Annotated in this window: 15 protein-coding genes and 1 tRNA gene; 9 read left to right on the plus strand and 7 right to left on the minus strand. The window is 41.9% G+C overall.

Annotation, left to right across the window (positions count from 1 at the left end; translation table 11 throughout):
• Positions 1 to 57 precede the first annotated feature (57 nt).
• The 3 genes from VB714_RS11210 (at position 58) to dacB (ending at position 3,488) form a co-directional block, all read left to right on the plus strand.
• A tRNA-Glu gene (locus tag VB714_RS11210) sits at positions 58 to 130 on the plus strand.
• 360 nt (positions 131 to 490) lie between these two features.
• Entirely contained in the window at positions 491 to 1,960 is a 1,470-nt protein-coding gene (locus VB714_RS11215) for a diguanylate cyclase domain-containing protein (protein ID WP_323224114.1), read from the plus strand.
• Positions 1,899 to 3,488 carry a D-alanyl-D-alanine carboxypeptidase/D-alanyl-D-alanine-endopeptidase gene (dacB, locus tag VB714_RS11220; protein WP_323224116.1) on the plus strand — a complete coding sequence of 530 codons (1,590 nt, stop codon included), beginning with the start codon at positions 1,899 to 1,901 and terminating at the stop codon, positions 3,486 to 3,488. The genes VB714_RS11215 and dacB overlap by 62 nt, the downstream gene beginning before the upstream one ends.
• Before the next feature lie 6 nt (positions 3,489 to 3,494).
• Here the strand turns inward: dacB and VB714_RS11225 are convergent, their stop codons facing one another.
• Positions 3,495 to 4,139, minus strand: coding sequence for a Uma2 family endonuclease (locus VB714_RS11225; protein WP_323224120.1), 645 nt, complete (start codon positions 4,137 to 4,139; stop codon positions 3,495 to 3,497).
• A 130-nt stretch (positions 4,140 to 4,269) separates the two neighbouring features.
• A complete protein-coding gene (gene leuS, locus VB714_RS11230; protein ID WP_323224121.1) occupies positions 4,270 to 6,879 on the minus strand; it encodes a leucine--tRNA ligase in 2,610 nt (869 codons plus the stop codon).
• A gap of 93 nt (positions 6,880 to 6,972) precedes the next feature.
• On the opposite strand from leuS, the gene VB714_RS11235 reads away from it, so the two are divergent.
• Positions 6,973 to 7,188: a hypothetical protein gene (locus VB714_RS11235; protein WP_323224123.1), complete on the plus strand. Its 216-nt coding sequence runs from the start codon at positions 6,973 to 6,975 to the stop codon at positions 7,186 to 7,188.
• Between the two features lie 172 nt (positions 7,189 to 7,360).
• Here VB714_RS11235 and VB714_RS11240 read toward each other — a convergent pair whose 3' ends face one another.
• The 3 genes from VB714_RS11240 to VB714_RS11250 all read right to left on the minus strand — a co-directional run bounded on the left by VB714_RS11240 (position 7,361) and on the right by VB714_RS11250 (position 8,547).
• Positions 7,361 to 7,690 (minus strand): type II toxin-antitoxin system PemK/MazF family toxin, encoded by a 330-nt coding sequence (locus VB714_RS11240; protein ID WP_323224125.1) that lies wholly within the window; start codon positions 7,688 to 7,690, stop codon positions 7,361 to 7,363.
• A complete protein-coding gene (locus VB714_RS11245; RefSeq protein WP_323224127.1) occupies positions 7,668 to 7,886 on the minus strand; it encodes a hypothetical protein in 219 nt (72 codons plus the stop codon). The genes VB714_RS11240 and VB714_RS11245 overlap by 23 nt, the downstream gene beginning before the upstream one ends.
• Positions 7,887 to 8,100: 214 nt before the next feature.
• Complete coding sequence (locus tag VB714_RS11250) at positions 8,101 to 8,547, minus strand: N-acetyltransferase (RefSeq protein WP_323224130.1); 447 nt, start codon at positions 8,545 to 8,547, stop codon at positions 8,101 to 8,103.
• A gap of 160 nt (positions 8,548 to 8,707) precedes the next feature.
• On the opposite strand from VB714_RS11250, the gene uvrC reads away from it, so the two are divergent.
• From uvrC to VB714_RS11275, 5 genes are all read left to right on the plus strand, one after another.
• Positions 8,708 to 10,597 (plus strand): excinuclease ABC subunit UvrC, encoded by a 1,890-nt coding sequence (uvrC, locus tag VB714_RS11255; protein ID WP_323224132.1) that lies wholly within the window; start codon positions 8,708 to 8,710, stop codon positions 10,595 to 10,597.
• A gap of 120 nt (positions 10,598 to 10,717) precedes the next feature.
• A complete protein-coding gene (locus tag VB714_RS11260) occupies positions 10,718 to 11,062 on the plus strand; it encodes a thioredoxin family protein (RefSeq protein WP_323224134.1) in 345 nt (114 codons plus the stop codon).
• A 4-nt stretch (positions 11,063 to 11,066) separates the two neighbouring features.
• Complete coding sequence (locus VB714_RS11265; RefSeq protein ID WP_323224136.1) at positions 11,067 to 12,254, plus strand: LL-diaminopimelate aminotransferase; 1,188 nt, start codon at positions 11,067 to 11,069, stop codon at positions 12,252 to 12,254.
• A gap of 269 nt (positions 12,255 to 12,523) precedes the next feature.
• On the plus strand, positions 12,524 to 13,357 hold the full coding sequence (locus VB714_RS11270; protein ID WP_323224137.1) for an NF038130 family PEP-CTERM protein: 834 nt from the start codon (positions 12,524 to 12,526) through the stop codon (positions 13,355 to 13,357).
• Positions 13,358 to 13,478: 121 nt separating this feature from the next.
• Positions 13,479 to 14,270: an RNA methyltransferase gene (locus VB714_RS11275; protein ID WP_323224138.1), complete on the plus strand. Its 792-nt coding sequence runs from the start codon at positions 13,479 to 13,481 to the stop codon at positions 14,268 to 14,270.
• A gap of 40 nt (positions 14,271 to 14,310) precedes the next feature.
• Here VB714_RS11275 and VB714_RS11280 read toward each other — a convergent pair whose 3' ends face one another.
• The gene (locus VB714_RS11280; protein WP_323224140.1) at positions 14,311 to 16,071 is read right to left on the minus strand and encodes an AAA-like domain-containing protein; all 1,761 of its coding nucleotides are present in this window, start codon (positions 16,069 to 16,071) and stop codon (positions 14,311 to 14,313) included.
• Between the two features lie 134 nt (positions 16,072 to 16,205).
• A partial coding sequence (locus VB714_RS11285) for an AAA-like domain-containing protein (RefSeq protein ID WP_323224142.1) occupies positions 16,206 to 17,730 on the minus strand: 1,525 nt, incomplete at its 5' end.

A 17,730-nucleotide genomic window follows, 5' to 3' on the forward strand; every position in this document is an offset into this window, starting at 1 on the left:
CATTCGCTATATTGGCAAATGTCTGAATTTTTAAAAAACAGACGAGCCTAGAAACAAGCCCCCATCGTCTAGAGGCCTAGGACACCTCCCTTTCACGGAGGCGACAGGGCTTCGAATTCCCTTGGGGGTATTAAGAAGCGCAAGATTTAGGGTCTTGCGCTTTTTTTATGGTGCTTTTTTGCAATACTTTTCTAATTATTTTGCAGAAACCTACAGGGGATCGATAAGAATTGATAAGTTTTCTGGCCGTTCTGGTTTTTCGATATAATGGTTTCTCATAAAATATCACTTTTTTTGTTTCAAAAATGGCGAAAAGATTTTATTCTCTAGTTCGCAGAAAAAACTCGCACTGGTGAAAATATCAATTCCGTTTTTCGAGAGCAATTTCACACAAAAATCATAATTTTTTTAAAAGTACAAACAAAAGAGAAGTGATAAATCATCACTAATTTTTAGTGCCAAACTTTCATTGACTTTATGGGAGGAAAAAATGTTTCTGCAAGATTTTATAACAAGCAGCGATCGCACAGAAGATTTAAAAAAAGCAGTTTGTCTATTACAAGCAACTATCGATCTCACCGAAGATGGCATTTTTGCGGTGGATAGCACTGGCAAAAATATGATTTTCAATCAAAAGCTAATTGAAATGTGGGAGATTTCCAAAAAGAATCTTGAAAATGGTGAAGAAGTTAATCCAATTAATCTCATTGGTAAAAAAGTCAAGAATTCTAAATTTTGGTTCAATTGTCTTAGAAATGCACTGAACAATCCTCAATCAACAAGTATAGATACATTTTATCTCAAGAATGGGAAAATTTTTAAAACCTCAAGTCAACCTTTATATCTTGATAATGAAATTGTTGGGAGAACATGGAAATTCAGAGATATAACCGAGGAAGAAATTGCTCAAATTAACTCAAAACAAAAACGTCTCATCTCCCAAATTTCTCAACGCATTCGCGAGTCCTTAAAATTGGATGATATTTTAACAATAACCGCTAATGAAGTCCGAAATTTCTTGCAAACCGATCGCGTCGTTCTTTATGAAATCAAATCCGATGGTCGAGGTAAAATTGCGGTAGAATCAGTGGGATTAGGTTGGCGATCGATACTGGGTGCAGATATTTACGATCCTTGTTTTGGAGAAAAATATATTCAAGTCTATCGTCAAGGGAGAACCAGTAGCATTGATGACATTTATACGGCGAAGATTCAACCTTGTCATGCTGAATTATTGCAACAGTTTCAAGTTCGCTCAAATCTCGTTGTTCCCATTTTACAAGGAGATAAATTATGGGGGTTATTAATTGCTCATCACTGTCGCGATCGCCGTAATTGGAAACTTTTAGAAATTGAGCTTTTACAAGACTTATCAGTTCATGTGGCGATCGCCATCCAACAGGCAATTTTATTTGCAAAATTAGAAAAAACAAACCAAGAATTAGAGCGTATTGCTGCTATTGACGAACTGACTCAAATTGCCAATCGTCGAAAATTGGAGCATTATCTTCACCAACAATGGCACTATGCAAAAGAGAAAAAACTCTATTTATCTCTAATTCTTTGCGATGTAGATTATTTTAAATATTATAATGATACTTACGGACATCAAGCCGGTGATGATTGCTTACAACAAGTTGCACAATTTTTAGCAGAGATCGCGAGAAATACAGATGCTCTTGTTGCTCGGTATGGTGGCGAAGAATTTGCCCTTGTATTGCCTAATATTGCCGCAAAGGAAGCGATTAAAATCGCTGAAGATATTCGGAAAGGTTTAGCTGAATTAAAATTAGTTCATGCTCGTTCTTCTGTGAGTGAGTATGTTACAATGAGCATGGGAGTTTTTTGTTTAATTCCTACTGAAACAATGTTAGAATCGGAGTTAGTGGCTCGAGCGGATGAAGCATTATACCAAGCTAAACAGAAAGGACGCGATCGCGCTGTTCTCTGGCAAAAATAAGCGATTGAGATTAATTATTTCTCAGTTCTCTAATGCTGTATTTTTTGGTTCTCTAGTTGCTAAAATAGGATGGTGCGTGACGCTAACACTCATCAATCCTACTATTTTTGCAATTATTTCGTTAATTGCCGTTAATGCAGAAGTTAATGCAGAAGAAGAAGTTATTTGTCCAGCAGAACTTCCTCAAGCAATTGAAGCAATTATCAATAGTCCTGAATTTGAGCGATCGCGTTGGGGAATTCTCGTAGAACCTCTTAATGTTAGTTCTCTTAATTCTAATCCAGAGTTATATGCCCTTAATGCTCGTTCTTACTTTGTCCCAGCTTCTAATACAAAAATCTTAACAACGGCTGCGGTTTTACACAAATTAGGAGCAGATTATCGCATTCGGACTCCCATTTATATTACCGGAAATCCACCCAACTTAACGCGCTTGTATTTAGCGGGACAAGGAGATCCAAGTTTAACACGTCAAACCTTACAACAACTCGCGCGACAATTGCGCGATCGCGGGGTTGAAACCATTTCTGAATTAATCGTTGAAGATCGTTCATTATCCCACGGGATTCGACATCCAACATGGGAAAATTACGATCTTAATTTTTACTATGGTGCAGCAGTCAATCGTTTGATTTTGAACGAAAATACCTTCAATTTAACACTATATCCGCAACAACCAGGACAGCCTTTGAGATTAGAATGGGATGATGCGATCGCCGCACGACAATGGCAATTTAATAATCAAACCCAAACCGGCGAATTAGATACTGATTATACCGTTGATATTACCGGAACTTTAGGAACACCTATTCTTAATCTGACCGGACAGCTTGCAGTGAATGCCAATTCAGATCCTTGGGCAATGGCTATTTTAAATCCTTCACAATATTTTCTCGATACTTTTCATACTGTACTAGAGATAGAATCTATTGCGATCGCCAGCGCAAAAATCCGCGATCGCCCTCAAATTCAGAAAACAAAACGAGAAATTGCCAACATTGAATCTCCTCCCATCGCAGATTTAATTCGCGATACCAATCAACCCAGTAATAATCTTTATGCGGAAGCACTCTTACAGCTTTTAGGAGAAAATGCTCTCAGTTCCCCTTTAAATGCGCTAGAAGCAGCCTTAAACGATTTAGGAGTAGATCCCCATAGCTATCAACTCACCGACGGTTCTGGGCTTTCTAGGCACAATTTCCTCAGTCCCGAAGCGATCGTGCAAACCTTACAAGGAATAGCGCGATCGCCTCAAGGGGAAATTTACCGCGCTTCTTTACCCGTTGCGGGAGTTAGCGGAACCTTAAGAAATCGCTTTCAAAATACTTCGGTTCAAGAGATGATGCAAGCCAAAACTGGAACGATGACAGGAGTTTCTACCCTTTCAGGTTACTTAGAAGTTCCTGAATATCAACCCTTAGTTTTTAGTATTATGCTCAATCATGCCGATCGCTCAGTTCGAGAACAACGAGAAGCCATTGATAAAATTGTTTTGGCCTTGAGGAAATTACAATTTTGTAGTTATTAAACAGAATTAAATATAACGCATTTCCTTCCTAAATGAGCGAAATGCTGCACGCTGTCCGATTTTCTTGCTTTTTTCGATATAATCGGGAATTTCCGCGATCGGCAAAAACGAGAAAGTGAGAGAACGATCGCACTTCTGGTATTTGCCCTCAATTAACTGATAAACTTGTAATTCTCCGTCAGAATATCGCCAAATTTCTGGGATACCGAATGCCTCATAAATGCTAAACTTATCGAGGGAAGAATGTTCGTAATCTGCCTCGATCGCCAAATCGGGAGGAGGATCTTCAAGTAAATTAATAATTGTTTTTCCTCTAACTTCTTCCTCACTATCAATATAAAAGCAGGCATCAGGCTCAATTGCAAAACCCAAATCTTCTCGTTCGAGGGTTACAGATCCGAGTTTTCTCAATTCTATTTCCAGTTCATCAGCAACAATCTCAACCAAACTTTCGAGGAAACCTTTAAGTTCTTCGTGAATTAAATGTGGCATTCTGAGTTCTAATAGTTCTCGATGGTAAGCAATTCGCCAAGCACGATCTTCTCCCACATCACGCATTAGGGCTTTGTAGGTTGGCCAGCTTATTCCTTGTAGGGGAAAAACCAACTCGGTGGCGATCGCTGGAGACTCTGGAACTGGTTTTTCAACCATACCGAATTACCTCTTTTAGGATAGCAAAATGAGTGACATTTAAACACATAAACTTTTTTTAGAGGTCAAAGCTACTGATTACAAGGCATTTTACAGACTGATGCGTAAGTTCTGTCACTGTCACAATAACCTACTTTCCTAAAACGAAGTTAACCAACTTACCAGGAATGACAATAATTTTTTTAATTTCTTTTCCTTCTAGATAAGGTTGTACTTTATCGGAAGTTTTAGCAAAGGTTTCTAATTCTTCCTTTGTTGCACTTGCAGGGACTTGAATCACTGCTCGTTTTTTGCCCATCACTTGGACAACTAGCGCAATTTCATCAACTTCCAAAGCAGTCGGATCGTGCTTCCTCCATGCTTGTTGATGAATAGAATCTTTTCCACCAATTTTCTGCCATAATTCCTCAGCTAAATGAGGGGAAAAAGGTGCAAGTAAAATGAGCAAAGTTTGGATGCCTTCCTCATAAATTGAAGAATTCTTACACTGGGCATCATTTAAGGCATTACTGAGTTTCATCATCTCAGAAACTGCTGTATTAAATTGATAGTCTCCCTCTAAATCTTCCGAGACTTCCTTAATTGCGGTATGAATCGCGCGACGTAAATCTTTTTCTTCCTTAGAAAGCTCTTGATTCCTTTTAGAAGTCTCTTTATTATTAGCATATTCATCTACTAAACGCCAAATGCGATTTAAGAAGCGAAATTGACCTTCAACATCTGCATCATCCCATTCTAAATCCTTTTCAGGAGGCGCTTTAAATAAGATAAACATCCGCGCTGTATCTGCACCATATTTCCCTAAAACAACCTTCGGATCGACCCCATTATATTTCGATTTGGACATCTTTTCATAGAAAGAAACCAAAGGTTCTCCCGTATCTGGATCGCGAGGATTTTCGGGGTTAACTTGTACGGAAGGAACGTATTTTCGTGTTTTGGGATTCTTGTAGGTGACACCTTGAACCATCCCTTGGGTCAAGAGTTTTTGGAAAGGTTCATCAAACTTTAATAAACCGCGATCGCGCAATACTTTGGTAAAGAAACGAGAATACAATAAATGTAAGATCGCGTGTTCAATTCCCCCCACATATTGATCTACTACCATCCAGTCATTAACCTTCTCTGGATCGAAGACCTTATTTTCATTTTTAGCATCGGTATAGCGCAAGAAATACCACGAAGAATCGATAAAAGTATCCATCGTATCGGTTTCTCTTTTAGCATCTTCATTGCAACTGGGACACTTTACATTCACCCACTCTTCCATCTTCGCCAAAGGAGAAGGACCGCGACCGCTAAAAGAGACATCACTGGGCAATTGTACGGGTAAATCTGCATCGGGAACAGGAACCGCACCGCAACTGGGACAATGAATAATGGGAATAGGAACACCCCAATAACGTTGACGGGAAATCAACCAATCTCGGAGACGATAATTGGACTGTGCTGTGCCTATTTTCTTCTCTTCTAAATACTCAATCACTCGTTTTTTAGCATCTGGGACGCTTAACCCATTCAAAACATCAGAATTATAGAGAATTCCGGTTTGATTATCTGTGAATGCTTCCGACATACCCCCCTTATTAAGGGGGGTGGCTTTAGCCGGGGGGATCTCTTCTGCTGAATTAAGGGGGATATCTTCTGCTGAGAAAACTACTTGTTGAATCTGTAATTTAAACTTAGTTGCAAATTCAAAATCTCGCTGGTCATGCGCCGGAACTGCCATAATAGCACCGGTACCATAATCCATGAGAACGTAGTCAGCAATCCAAATCGGAATTTTGCTATTATTTACAGGATTAATAGCATAACTTCCTGTAAATACCCCCGTTTTTTCGCGAGTGTCATCCGTGCGATCGATTTCGCTTTTATTCGCCGCTTCTTTTTGATAGGTTTCTATGGCTTCTTTCTGTTCTGATGTTGTTAACTTAGGGGCTAAAGGATGCTCTGGAGAAAGTACCATAAATGTAGCTCCCCAAAGGGTATCCGGTCGCGTGGTAAAAATAGGAATGCTATCTCCTGCAACTGTTTTAAACTCTACGTGCGCCCCAACAGACTTGCCGATCCAGTTAGTTTGTAGAGTTTTAACTTTCTCCGGCCAACCCTTTAATTGTTGCAAATCATCGAGTAATTCATCCGCATATTGAGTAATCTTTAAAAACCACTGACGTAACAATTTTCGTTCAACCTTTGCCCCCGATCGCCAGGATCGCCCTTCATTATCTACTTGTTCGTTAGCTAACACGGTTTGATCGAAAGGATCCCAATTTACCGCCGCTTCTTTTTGGTAAGCTAAACCTGCTTCATAGAACTGCAAAAAGAGCCACTGGGTCCATTTATAATAGTCTGGAGAACAGGTCGCAACTTCGCGATCCCAGTCGAGGGAAAGGCCGAGTTGTTTGAGTTGTTCCCGCATTTGGGCAATATTTTCATAAGTCCATTTACTGGGAGGAATGCCGCGATCGATCGCCGCGTTTTCCGCAGGAAGTCCAAAAGCATCCCAACCCATCGGATGTAACACCCGATAGCCTTGCATTCGCTTGAGACGGGCGATAACATCAGTAATGACATAATTGCGGACGTGACCCATGTGCAGGTTTCCCGAGGGATAGGGGAACATGGACAACGCATAAAATTTGGGCTTACTCGGGTCTTCTGAGGTGCGATCGCATCCCATTTCTGCCCAAGTTTGCTGCCATTTTTGCTCTATCTCTGCTGCGTTATATCGGGACTCCACGATTGTCTCTCCTGACTGGGTTGGAAAAGTTGCATTTCCTATTGTAAGGGAATTGGCAAACGGCTGCATTTACATCTTAATTAATATTGCCGTATGTCTAACGACAAAAGTAAAGAGAGCATTGTACAAGATTCTGCCCAAGCCAATTCTACATTAGTCACAACCCAATCTTCAGAGAAATCAGAAGAGAATTCCGATTCTGGAGGTTTTCCCGATGTAGAACCTATTCCTGAAAATGAGTTAATAATATTCGAGTGTGCCAGATCTCTTTTTCGTATTGAGGGCAAGAGTGACAAAAAGGAAAACTAATTGGGCTTACTGGGGTCTTCTGGTGTGCGATCGCATCCCATTTCTGCCCAAGTTTGCTGCTATTTCTGCTCTATCTCTGCTGCGTTATATCGGGACTCCACGACTGTCTCTCCTGCTGGGTTGGAAAAGTTGCATTTCCTATTGTAAGGGAATTGATAAACCTAGTGTTAAATCATAAACCCAACCAACCTCGCAAAGCGCAATCTAGGTGTTCTGCATCTACATTGGCGAGTTTGCCAATTCTTTTGATAACTAAACTTTCCTGAATTGTATATATACCTCGTTTGGCTGCTGTTGCTACATTTAATCCTGCCATCAACCATTCAGACAAAACAAATTCGCCCTCTAGCAGCGATGCTGTTTTACTGGTTAAAGGTACGATTAAAACATCTAGAGAAATATGCGGCGCATTCACTACAACAGCAGGCCGTACTTTTGAACTTGATAAGTCTGAGAATGGGTAGCGAACTAGAATGATGTCATTCTTGGAGTAACTCGACATATACATTATCCTCATTGTTGTCCCATACTATATCTAGTGACTTTTTACTTGCTTCCAACCAAAACTCAGCTTCATTATCAAAGATTTCATTATCAGATAGAATTGTTACCAGAACTTTTGTCCCTTCTGGAAGTTCATCTGATTCTAGAAGTTCAATTTTGCCTTGCCGAACAGTAGCCCAGAGTGTCTTAAGCATTATTATTAATCTCGATATTATTCCATAATAGCCCTTAATGAAAAATTTGGCAATAGAGCATACATTTTACTCCATTTTTTTACCTCAACTATATTTCAACGGTTTAATCTGATTGAATATTTTTTACTGAATCCGTGTATAATTTTTGATGATTTTGTTGAGCATTAGACCCGGACTGAGGAAATGTTTCTCTCTCCAATAAAATATTAAAAATTTACTGACTCCAATCATATTCAAACATGACAACATCATCGGGACACGATCGCGTCCCTCCTGTAGACTGATATAATTTCTTAGCAGCAAGATTGCTCTCATTAGTAAATACAAAGGCTTCGGTACAGCCTTCCATCTGACTGTATTTTTGTACCTCTTTAATTAATGCAGTTCCGACTCCTTGATGCTGATAAATTTCCACAACATCAATTGAATATAAGAAAAACATAGATTCATTGTTTTCCCAACAATCGAGAATATAGCCAATGAGTTGACCGACCAATATATCATTGATTTCCGCCGATAAAAGAACATTTTGTGAATTGCTCAAAAATCTAATCACTGTTTCTTGACTAGGCACTTTATCCCAAAATAAGGTAATACTATCTCTAGCTTTTGTCCATTGTTCCGGTGTTAGACGCGCGATCGCAAGTTGTTCTTTATCCATGAGTATATTCTCATCATTAATCACATTTACTCCTATTTATATGCTAAACTTCAAGGAAGAAATTGACAATAAAATAATATGGTAGGGGTTTGGTCTCCAAACCCATGATTTTCGGTAGGGGTTTGGTCTCCAAACCCATGATTTTCGGTTGTAAAAAAATATGACTGCATCCACAAAACCCCAACCCTTCCTACAAGATACCGATCGCCTCGAAACGCGACTCAAGGAAATTCCCTCGGTTCCAGGGGTTTATTTGATGCGAGATGGGACGGATAGCATTCTCTATATTGGCAAATCGAAGAAACTGCGATCGCGGGTACGATCCTATTTTCGCGACTCCCAAAGACTCAGCGATCGCATTACCATGATGGTGCGTCAAGTCACAGAAATAGAGTTTATTGTCACCGATACAGAAGTAGAAGCCCTCGCTTTAGAAGCCAATCTGATCAAACAACACCAACCTTACTATAACGTACTCCTCAAAGATGATAAAAAATATCCCTATGTTTGTATTACTTGGTCGGAAGATTATCCGCGCATCTTTATTACTCGCAAACGCAGATTAAAAAATAGTCGCGATCGCTATTATGGTCCCTATGTCGATATGCGATTATTGCGCCAAACCCTTTATTTAGTCAAGCGTCTTTTCCCTCTGCGTCAGCGTCCCAAACCTTTATTTAAAGACCGTCCTTGTCTCAACTACGATATCGGTCGCTGTCCTGGAGTCTGTCAAAATCTCGTTTCACCGGAAGATTATCGTAAAATTGTTGAGAAAGTGGCCATGGTATTTCAGGGACGGAGTGGGGAATTAATGCAGATTTTACAAGCACAAATGGAAAAAGCAGCAGAAGAATTGAACTTTGAAATTGCTGCGGAAGTCCGCGATCGCCTGCATGGTTTAGATTCTCTTCACGCGGATCAAAAAGTCTCCTTACCCGATGATACCGTATCGCGAGATGCGATCGCCCTAGCGCAAGACGATCGCCATTGCTGTATCCAACTCTTTCAAGTGAGGGCGGGGAAATTAGTAGGACGCTTGGGCTATTTTGCGGAAACCCCCTCGGGAACTCCCCCAGAAATTTTACAGCGAGTCCTAGAAGAACATTATTTACAGGTCGATCCCGTGGAAATTCCTACGGATATTCTCGTTCAATATGAATTACCCGAGGGGGAAATCTTGGCGCAATGGCTGACGGAACGCAAAGGGAGAAAAGTGAGTATTGTTGCCCCTCAGCGTCAGAGTAAAGCATACTTAATTGAGATGGTAGAGCGCAATGCAGGGTATGAATTAGAGAGAACCCAAAAACAGCGCGATCGCGATGCACTTTCCTTACAAGATTTAGCGGAAATTCTCGATTTAGCCGAGATTCCCAAGCGCATCGAAGGCTACGATATTTCTCACATTCAAGGGTCAAATGCCGTCGCGTCACAAGTAGTTTTTATCGATGGTGTTCCCGCAAAACAGCACTATCGCCATTATAAAATCAAAAATCCAGAGGTTAGAATCGGGCGATCGGATGATTTCGCCAGTTTAGCAGAAGTGATTGGACGGCGCTTTCGCAAGTATCTCGAAGACCCAAATTTACCGCGCCAAGAAGACCCCGATTTTCCCGATCTGGTTATGATTGATGGGGGAAAAGGGCAACTTTCGGCAGTGGTGGCAGTATTGCAAGGAAATATAGAGAGTCCTTTATTAGAGGAATTAAATATAGTAAGTTTAGCGAAACAACGAGAAGAAATCTTTTTACCTGGAGAATCTTCTCCTTTAGATACTGAACCAGAACAGCCAGGGGTACAATTGTTACGCAGAGTTAGAGATGAATCCCACCGTTTCGCCGTTAGTTTTCACCGACAACAACGCTTAAAACAAGGGAGGCGATCGCGTTTAGATGAAATTCCAGGGTTAGGATTTGAACGTCAGAAACAATTATTAGCGCATTTTCATTCCATCGATTATATTCGCGAGGCGAGTTTGGAACAACTACAAGCAGTATCGGGAATTGGTTCCCATTTGGCGCAGGAAATTTATACTTATTTTCATCCTCAGTAACATCTAAACCTCCCTCAAACTAAAGTTGTCAAACCGTTTCGTGGTAAAATCTAATAGTATCCAGGGGCCAGATTGAGGAAAGCCCTTGAAAAAAAGGACTTAGCAGGAGTTTTGTCGATTGTGAGTAAAGTTGTTCTTGTTTCTGATGCGGATTTCGAGCAAGAGGTCTTCGAGGCTAAAACCCCCGTGCTTGCTTATTTTTGGGCGACCTGGTGCGGTCCATGTCGATTGGTTGCCCCTTCAGTAGAGCATATTTCCGAACAGTATAGCGATCGCCTCAAAGTCGTAAAACTCGAAATCGATCCCAACCCTAAAGCCGTCAAGCGCTGTAAAGTTGAGGGAGTACCTGCTTTAAGAGTGATTCAAGGGGATAAAATTCTTAAGTCTCACGAAGGTGCAATTACTAGAGCAGCTTTGACGGAAATGATAGATGAGTGCTTGATTAAAGATAAAGATCGACCGTAAAACAATGCAATTAGCCAGGCGCATCTCTTCCCTCCAAACTAATGTTTTTGCCGATATGGACAAGGCAAAAGCCAAGGCGATCGCAGCAGGTCGAGATATTATCGACCTATCCTTGGGGTCTTCAGATTTGCCCGTCGCACAACCGATTCTCGAGGCGATCGCCGACGCTTTGCAAGACCCATCCACCCACGGCTATACCTTATTTCACGGTACCCAACCCTTTCGGGAAGCCGTCGCCCAATGGTACTGCAATAAGTATGGCATGGCGATCGATCCCGAAACAGAAGTCTTACCCTTAATTGGCTGTCAGGAAGGCACCGCACACCTCCCTTTAGTTGTCCTCAATCCAGGAGATATTGCCCTACTTTGCGATCCTGGCTATCCCTCCCATGCAGGAGGAGTTCACTTAGCGGGAGGGAATATCCATCTCATGCCTCTACGGGAGGAAAAGCAATTTTTACCCGTCTTTGCAGACATTCCTCGGGAAATTGTAGCGCGATCGCGGCTCATGGTTTTAAGCTATCCTCACAATCCCACCACAGCGATCGCGCCTTTATCTTTTTTCCAAGCAGCAGTTACTTTTTGCCAAGAGAATAAGATTATTTTGGCTCACGATTTCCCTTATGCCGATTTTGTCTTTGCGGAAACCCCTACTCCTCCTTCTCTATTACAAGCCGATCGCGAGAAAAGCAACACCATTGAATTTTTTACCTTCTCCAAATCCTATAATATGGGAGGCTTTCGTATAGCTTATGCGATCGGCAACAGAGAACTCATTGCTGCATTGCGTCGGGTGAAAGCCGTCATCGATTTTAATCAGTATCGAGGCATTATGAGGGGGGCGATCGCCGCTTTAAAGGCAGAAGAGGCGATCGTCACAGAAACCGTCTCCACCTTCCAAAATCGGCGAGATGTCTTTATTAAAGCGTTAAACGAAATAGGCTGGAAAGTTTCCACTCCCCCCGCAACCTTATACGTTTGGGGAAAATTACCCCCCACCTGGAAACAGAATTCCCTGCAATTTTGCCTGCAATTAGTCGAAAAAACCGGAGTTGCCCTTTCCCCCGGTTCCGGTTTTGGCTTAGGAGGAGAAGGCTACGTGCGCTTTGCCTTGGTGCATTCCCCTGATATCCTGCAAGCAGCCGTTACCCGGATCGGCGCATTTTTGGAGGAGGTTGAGAACATTAGTTAATCATTATTCCGGGGAAAGGCGATCGCGATCGCAGAAAAGTTAGCCATTTCCCTGTAGATTGAGTAACGGGTACAGAAAACAAGTTTTTTGAATAAATCCTACTTACGTAGAAAAAACCACAAAATCTTTATCGAAAACCGAGCAAACTTTACACAAACTTTACCCATTATTGGAAAAAATCCTTTTTAATAAAGAAAGGAAAAGGGATAAATTAACGGCTTCCAGCCAAGCCTATAAAAACTCACTCATACATCCAGAGGAAAATTACTATGAAAGGGATCGCTCAAAAATTTTTAGTTGGCACATCTGTTTTAATTGGCACGATCGCGACTTCTGCACCAGTCCTTGCTTCATCTCTGACCAACGTGCAAATGGTTGGCACCGACTACGGCGTTTACGGTGCAGCCGATGCAATAACCGCTTTAACTGATGGCGATCGCTACAGCCACGTTGAATTAAACATTGCTGACGAAATTTTAAGCAATAACAACACCGGTTTTACAGGTAACTTAGGCTCGGACTCAATTAAAGTAGAAGGCATTAACCAAACCGATTGGGATGGTGGGTTAGGCACGCAATGGATGGCAGGTTTTACCGCAGCATATCCCGCAGTTGCCAATGCAACTTATATGGGAGTCCCCATCGGTCAAATCATTGCTGGGGAAATCCAAACCGCGATCGGACGTTCTGGCGACCCCAACGTTGCTTACTTGGCGAAAGATGATGGTTCTGGGGACATTGAAATGGATTTAATCGGTCACTATAACGTCTGGGATGCCCCTTGGGTAGCAAATTATTCAGCTAATCCTATTTATGCCCCCGTGATTGCTGCATTAAAAGCCCAAACTCCTCTCCTCCAAATCAGCGAAATCGCTAAAGTGACCATCAATGGAGAAGTTAAATTCGCTTACAGCTTCTCGGCTGGGAATACAGGTGTTGTTGCAGGGGATGATGGTGTTTCCCACTCCGGACGCTATACTGTCTCCTTAGCTGGAACTGTAGAAGAAAATCCCGCAGATGTTCCCGAACCTTCTCTTATCCTTGGTTTGATGACGGTTGGCGGTTTATTTTCAGCCTCTAAGCGCAAGTCTCAAAATGCTTAGAAATAGCCGAATTTTTTCATAGTATGCGTCAAATATCAGCATTCACAATTTGAACGTTCCCCAACCATAATCCTTGATTTGGTTGGGGATTCTTTCAGGGTTCTCAGAACAAGAAAAATAGATGATCTCTAGCGCACAAAACCCTTTAGTTAAAAAGTTAAAAAAATTACGTCATCCGAAAGCAAGACGAGAGCAAAATTTGTGCTTGTTAGAAGGAACCAATTTACTAGAAGCGGCTTGTGAAACCAATAGCCCGATCGCGGTAGTTTGTTGTACAGTAGCGTGGCGATCGCGCTATGTTAAATTATGGGAGGAACTCTCTCAACGCGCTGAAAGAGTAGAAATTGTCGCCCCAGAAGTCTTAAAAGCGATCGCCACCACCGTTAACCCCGATGGTATTATTGCCGCTATACCGCGTCAGCGCATTCGTGCAACTGTTTCCCAAAAGCTCACTTTAGGTGTATTTTTAGAACGGCTGCAAGACCCCGGTAATTTAGGAACAATTGTTAGGACAGCAGTTGCGGCAGGGGCTGAGGGATTATGGTTGAGTGCTGATAGTGTCGAAGCAGATAACCCCAAAACCCTGAGAGCATCTACAGGAGCTTGGTTTCGCCTGCCTATTGAAGTGAGTGAAGATTTCTTACAAACCCTGCGGGAATACCGCGATCGCGGCTTACAAATTGTCGCAACTACCCCGCGATCTCCCCTCACTTATTGGGATGTAGACTGGCAGCAACCCAGTCTCATTCTTTTGGGTAATGAAGGGTCTGGACTGTCCCCAGAAGCGATCGCCTTAAGCGATCGCCAAGTCTCCATTCCCCTCTTGGCAGGAGTCGAGTCTCTCAATGTTTCTGTGGCTGCGGCACTCCTTCTCTACGAAGCCCAACGGCAAAGGAGAAAGCGATCGGATTGATAAAACTGGGCGTTAGAACAACTCTGTTTCACGATATCTGCTATTGTCGATCGTCAAAATGAAAGTTCAGCGTTGAACTCATAGAAATGCGATCGCGTCCGTTTCGTTTTGACTGATACAAGGCTTCACTAGCAGCATCTATTAAAACCGATGCAGGGGTTTCCTCATTCGGCATCGTACTCGCAACACCGAGGCTAACGGTAACAATATCTTTCGCAAAGCCACCATATTTTTCCGCATTGATAGGAATGCCCAACATTTCGATTTGTCTGCGTAATTTTTCAGCCAGAGTTGAGGCAATACCGCCATCAGTTTGCGGTAGTAAAGCAATAAATTCATCGCCACCATAGCGGGCGATCTCGCTTGTAGGAATATCAATTCCTGCTTCAAATACCCCGGCAATCAGTTGTAAACAATTATCGCCATCAGTAAAACCGTGAACATCATTAAAAATCTTAAAACAGTCAATATTACAAACAATAATAGATAACGGCCTTCCTGTTTGAGCCAGTTGTTGCCATTTTTCTTCTAATCTTTCCTCAAAACTACGTCGATTGAGCAGTCCGGTTAATTCATCGAGATTGCGTAATTGTTTTAATTTTTGGTTCTGCTGTTCCAGATCGACCAGGCGATCGCTTCCGATTTCGGGAGGGTTAGCAATACCATTTTCATCTTGTAAGAATTGCTGTTGAAAATAGCGGCGATACAACTCGTAGCGGACGCTTATTTTATCACCCTTTAAGGTGACTAAACCCAAGCTCTCCAATTTATAGGCCAAAATGGAATTAATAACAACAGGTTGGTTCGCCACGATCGCCTTTTCAAAAGCACGAGCTATTTCTCGATCGTTTTTGAGAGTTAACCAATGTCGTCGCAAATGGTTGCGATAAATGCCTCCTTCTGTGGCACTTTCTTCTAAAAGTTGGTCTAAATTTTCAGGACTTGAGGAATTCCCATGAGCTAAGTGATAAAAAGCCAAACGAATTAATAAAGGATGCCCTCCCACAAGCGCCATTAGGTCTTTAGTTCGATCCTCATGCCAATCTAAACCATGTAAATGAGCGAGAGTTTCGACTTGTTGGGGGGTAAATTCTCGTATATTTAACGGTAATCCCACATTAAAAGGAGATTGATTGATATTAAGAGGAACATAAATTTCCGTTGAATAAACAACCACCAAACGGAGCTTGCTCCATAGCTCTATTTGTTTGGCTTCCTCATGCCACGATCGCAATAAGGGCAAAAATTCAACAGCAATTTGAGGATATTCAAACAGGTGATTGACTTCATTTAAGGCAATGACAACAGGGCGATCGAGATTTTCGAGTAAATACCATTGGAAATAGCAGGTACAATTGACTTTACTGCCAACATCATCATCCCAATATTCATCTAAGTTCGGTTTGAGATTTAATCCCCGGCTAACTTGAGTACAAAAACCGCGCAAAAATTTATTGAGATCGTTGCCATCGATCTGTTGAAAGTTAATATTAACTCTGTAGTATCCGAGAGTCTCAGCATGGGCAAGAACTCGATTTAAGAGAGAAGATTTTCCCATCTCTTTTGGGGCTTTAATTCGCAGTACGCAACCCGGTTTAAGTATTTCATTGTATGCCTGCTCTTCCAAAGGAGGACGGGGAATATAAAAGAGAGAATCGAGAGGTACCGGCCCGTTGGGATACTCAAGAGGAGGTTTAGGGGAGGACGAGTTTGAGAAAGGATGGGTCGGCATTGTTGTATTTGCTTCACCTACAATAGCTTGACTGCGAGCAGCATCAAGAGGAGATTGGAAATCGGGCATAGCGATCGCTCTAAAACAGCTTGATAAAACCCTAGGTTTTCTTCATTCTACTACCTTTGAATCCAGACCCACGATCTCATTGCCCTTCTTAAAATTCATTTTTTGAGAGATAATAGCAAAATTCATTGTTTCTTTTAAGGAATAACCCGATAGAGACGGACCGGTTGCGCCATTCCTTTTAATCCTTGTTCCCCCATATCTTGTACTTGTACGCTCAAGTTATCCGCGATCGCATCATAAACAGTTTGCGAGAGGCAAATGCCACCAGGATCGGCTTTCCCTTGCAATCGTGCGGCAATATTGACCCCCAACCCCAAAACATCTTTGCCGCTAAAACAGACATCGCCTAAATGAATGCCCATGCGGTGATAGAGAATTTCTTGGGCCGATCGGCCATTTCCGGCTTCTTTCAAGGATTTTTGCATGGCGATCGCACAGGATACAGCCTTAACGGCACTCGCAAAATAAATTAATAATCCATCCCCCATAGACTTCAAAACTTTACCCTCATATTCTCGGCAGATATCCCCCATGACTTGAAAATCTCGCTGGATTAACGTTAATAAGTGGATTTGATCGACAACCATTTTTTCAGTGGAACCCACAACATCGGTAAAAATAATGGTGGCTAAATTACTTTCAGAAATGTCATCGTCTCCATATAATCCCAGTTGAGCGCTAAAATACAAGCGATAGAGTTCGCAGGAACAAGTGCATTCGCTTCCTTCTAAAGCAATCAAACCCATACTGTAAAGTTTATAGGCTGCAATGGATTCTAAGCGCACGCGACCTGGGGTTGCAACGATCTCTTCATAAGCCTCTGCTAATTCCGGTTCTTTTTGGAGAGTTCCCCATAATTCTCGCAAGTGATTGCTATAAATTCCTGCTTCTGTGGGGGCTTCTTGTAATAATTGCTCTAAAGTAACTGTTTCCCGACGCAGATGATAAAACGCCAATTGAATTAAATAAGGATGACCGCCAATTGTTTCGATTAGAGGCTGCAAACGCTGTAATCCCTCTTCTCCTGCTGCCCACTCTAATTCATAAAGTAAGGCTAAGGCTTGAACCTGTTCGAGGGTGAATAAAGGAACTTTAATCGGTAATCCTACATTAAATGGAGATTGATTGAGATTTAAAGGAACATAAATCTCTGTAGAGTGAACCACCACCAGCCGTAGTTTTTCAAATGCTGTTCCTTGTTTGGCCTGCTCGTGCCAAGATCGCAAAAGGGGCAGAAAATCCTGAGCGATGGCAGGATGCTCAAAAATGCGGTTGACTTCATTGAGGGCAACAACAATGGGTGTTTCGATTTCCTCCAGTAAATAGCCCTCAAAATAGAGGGTACAGCTAACTTTACTGCCAATATCCTCATCCCAAAATTCATCGAGTAAGGGTTCGAGTTTTAATTGACGGGCAATTATTTTACAAAACCAGCGCAAAAAGCGATCGATGGAGGAAAAAATGGACTCATCGGTTTGCTGAAAATCAATGTTAATGGTATGGAAACCTTCTTTTCTAGCGCGATCGAGGATTTTGGCCAGCAAAGAACTTTTTCCCATTCTTTTCGGAGCCTTAATCCTGGTGACACTGCCGGATTTGAGAATTTCCCGACAGGCGAGATCTTCAATGGGAGGGCGATCGATATAAAAGTGAGAATCA

The sequence above is a fragment of the Spirulina sp. 06S082 genome, assembly GCF_034932145.1.
Classification (GTDB): Bacteria; Cyanobacteriota; Cyanobacteriia; order Cyanobacteriales; family Spirulinaceae; genus CCY15215.

Excerpts from the sequence above, each read along its gene's own strand:
- VB714_RS11240 (WP_323224125.1), bottom strand. The coding sequence starts at position 7,690 with ATGTCGAGTTACTCCAAGAATGACATCATTCTAGTTCGCTACCCATTC.
- VB714_RS11215 (WP_323224114.1), top strand. The coding sequence starts at position 491 with ATGTTTCTGCAAGATTTTATAACAAGCAGCGATCGCACAGAAGATTTA.
- VB714_RS11270 (WP_323224137.1), top strand. The coding sequence starts at position 12,524 with ATGAAAGGGATCGCTCAAAAATTTTTAGTTGGCACATCTGTTTTAATT.
- VB714_RS11225 (WP_323224120.1), bottom strand. The coding sequence starts at position 4,139 with ATGGTTGAAAAACCAGTTCCAGAGTCTCCAGCGATCGCCACCGAGTTG.
- VB714_RS11280 (WP_323224140.1), bottom strand. The coding sequence starts at position 16,071 with ATGCCCGATTTCCAATCTCCTCTTGATGCTGCTCGCAGTCAAGCTATT.
- dacB (WP_323224116.1), top strand. The coding sequence starts at position 1,899 with ATGAAGCATTATACCAAGCTAAACAGAAAGGACGCGATCGCGCTGTTC.
- VB714_RS11245 (WP_323224127.1), bottom strand. The coding sequence starts at position 7,886 with ATGCTTAAGACACTCTGGGCTACTGTTCGGCAAGGCAAAATTGAACTT.
- VB714_RS11265 (WP_323224136.1), top strand. The coding sequence starts at position 11,067 with ATGCAATTAGCCAGGCGCATCTCTTCCCTCCAAACTAATGTTTTTGCC.
- VB714_RS11235 (WP_323224123.1), top strand. The coding sequence starts at position 6,973 with ATGTCTAACGACAAAAGTAAAGAGAGCATTGTACAAGATTCTGCCCAA.
- VB714_RS11250 (WP_323224130.1), bottom strand. The coding sequence starts at position 8,547 with ATGGATAAAGAACAACTTGCGATCGCGCGTCTAACACCGGAACAATGG.
- VB714_RS11275 (WP_323224138.1), top strand. The coding sequence starts at position 13,479 with ATGATCTCTAGCGCACAAAACCCTTTAGTTAAAAAGTTAAAAAAATTA.
- uvrC (WP_323224132.1), top strand. The coding sequence starts at position 8,708 with ATGACTGCATCCACAAAACCCCAACCCTTCCTACAAGATACCGATCGC.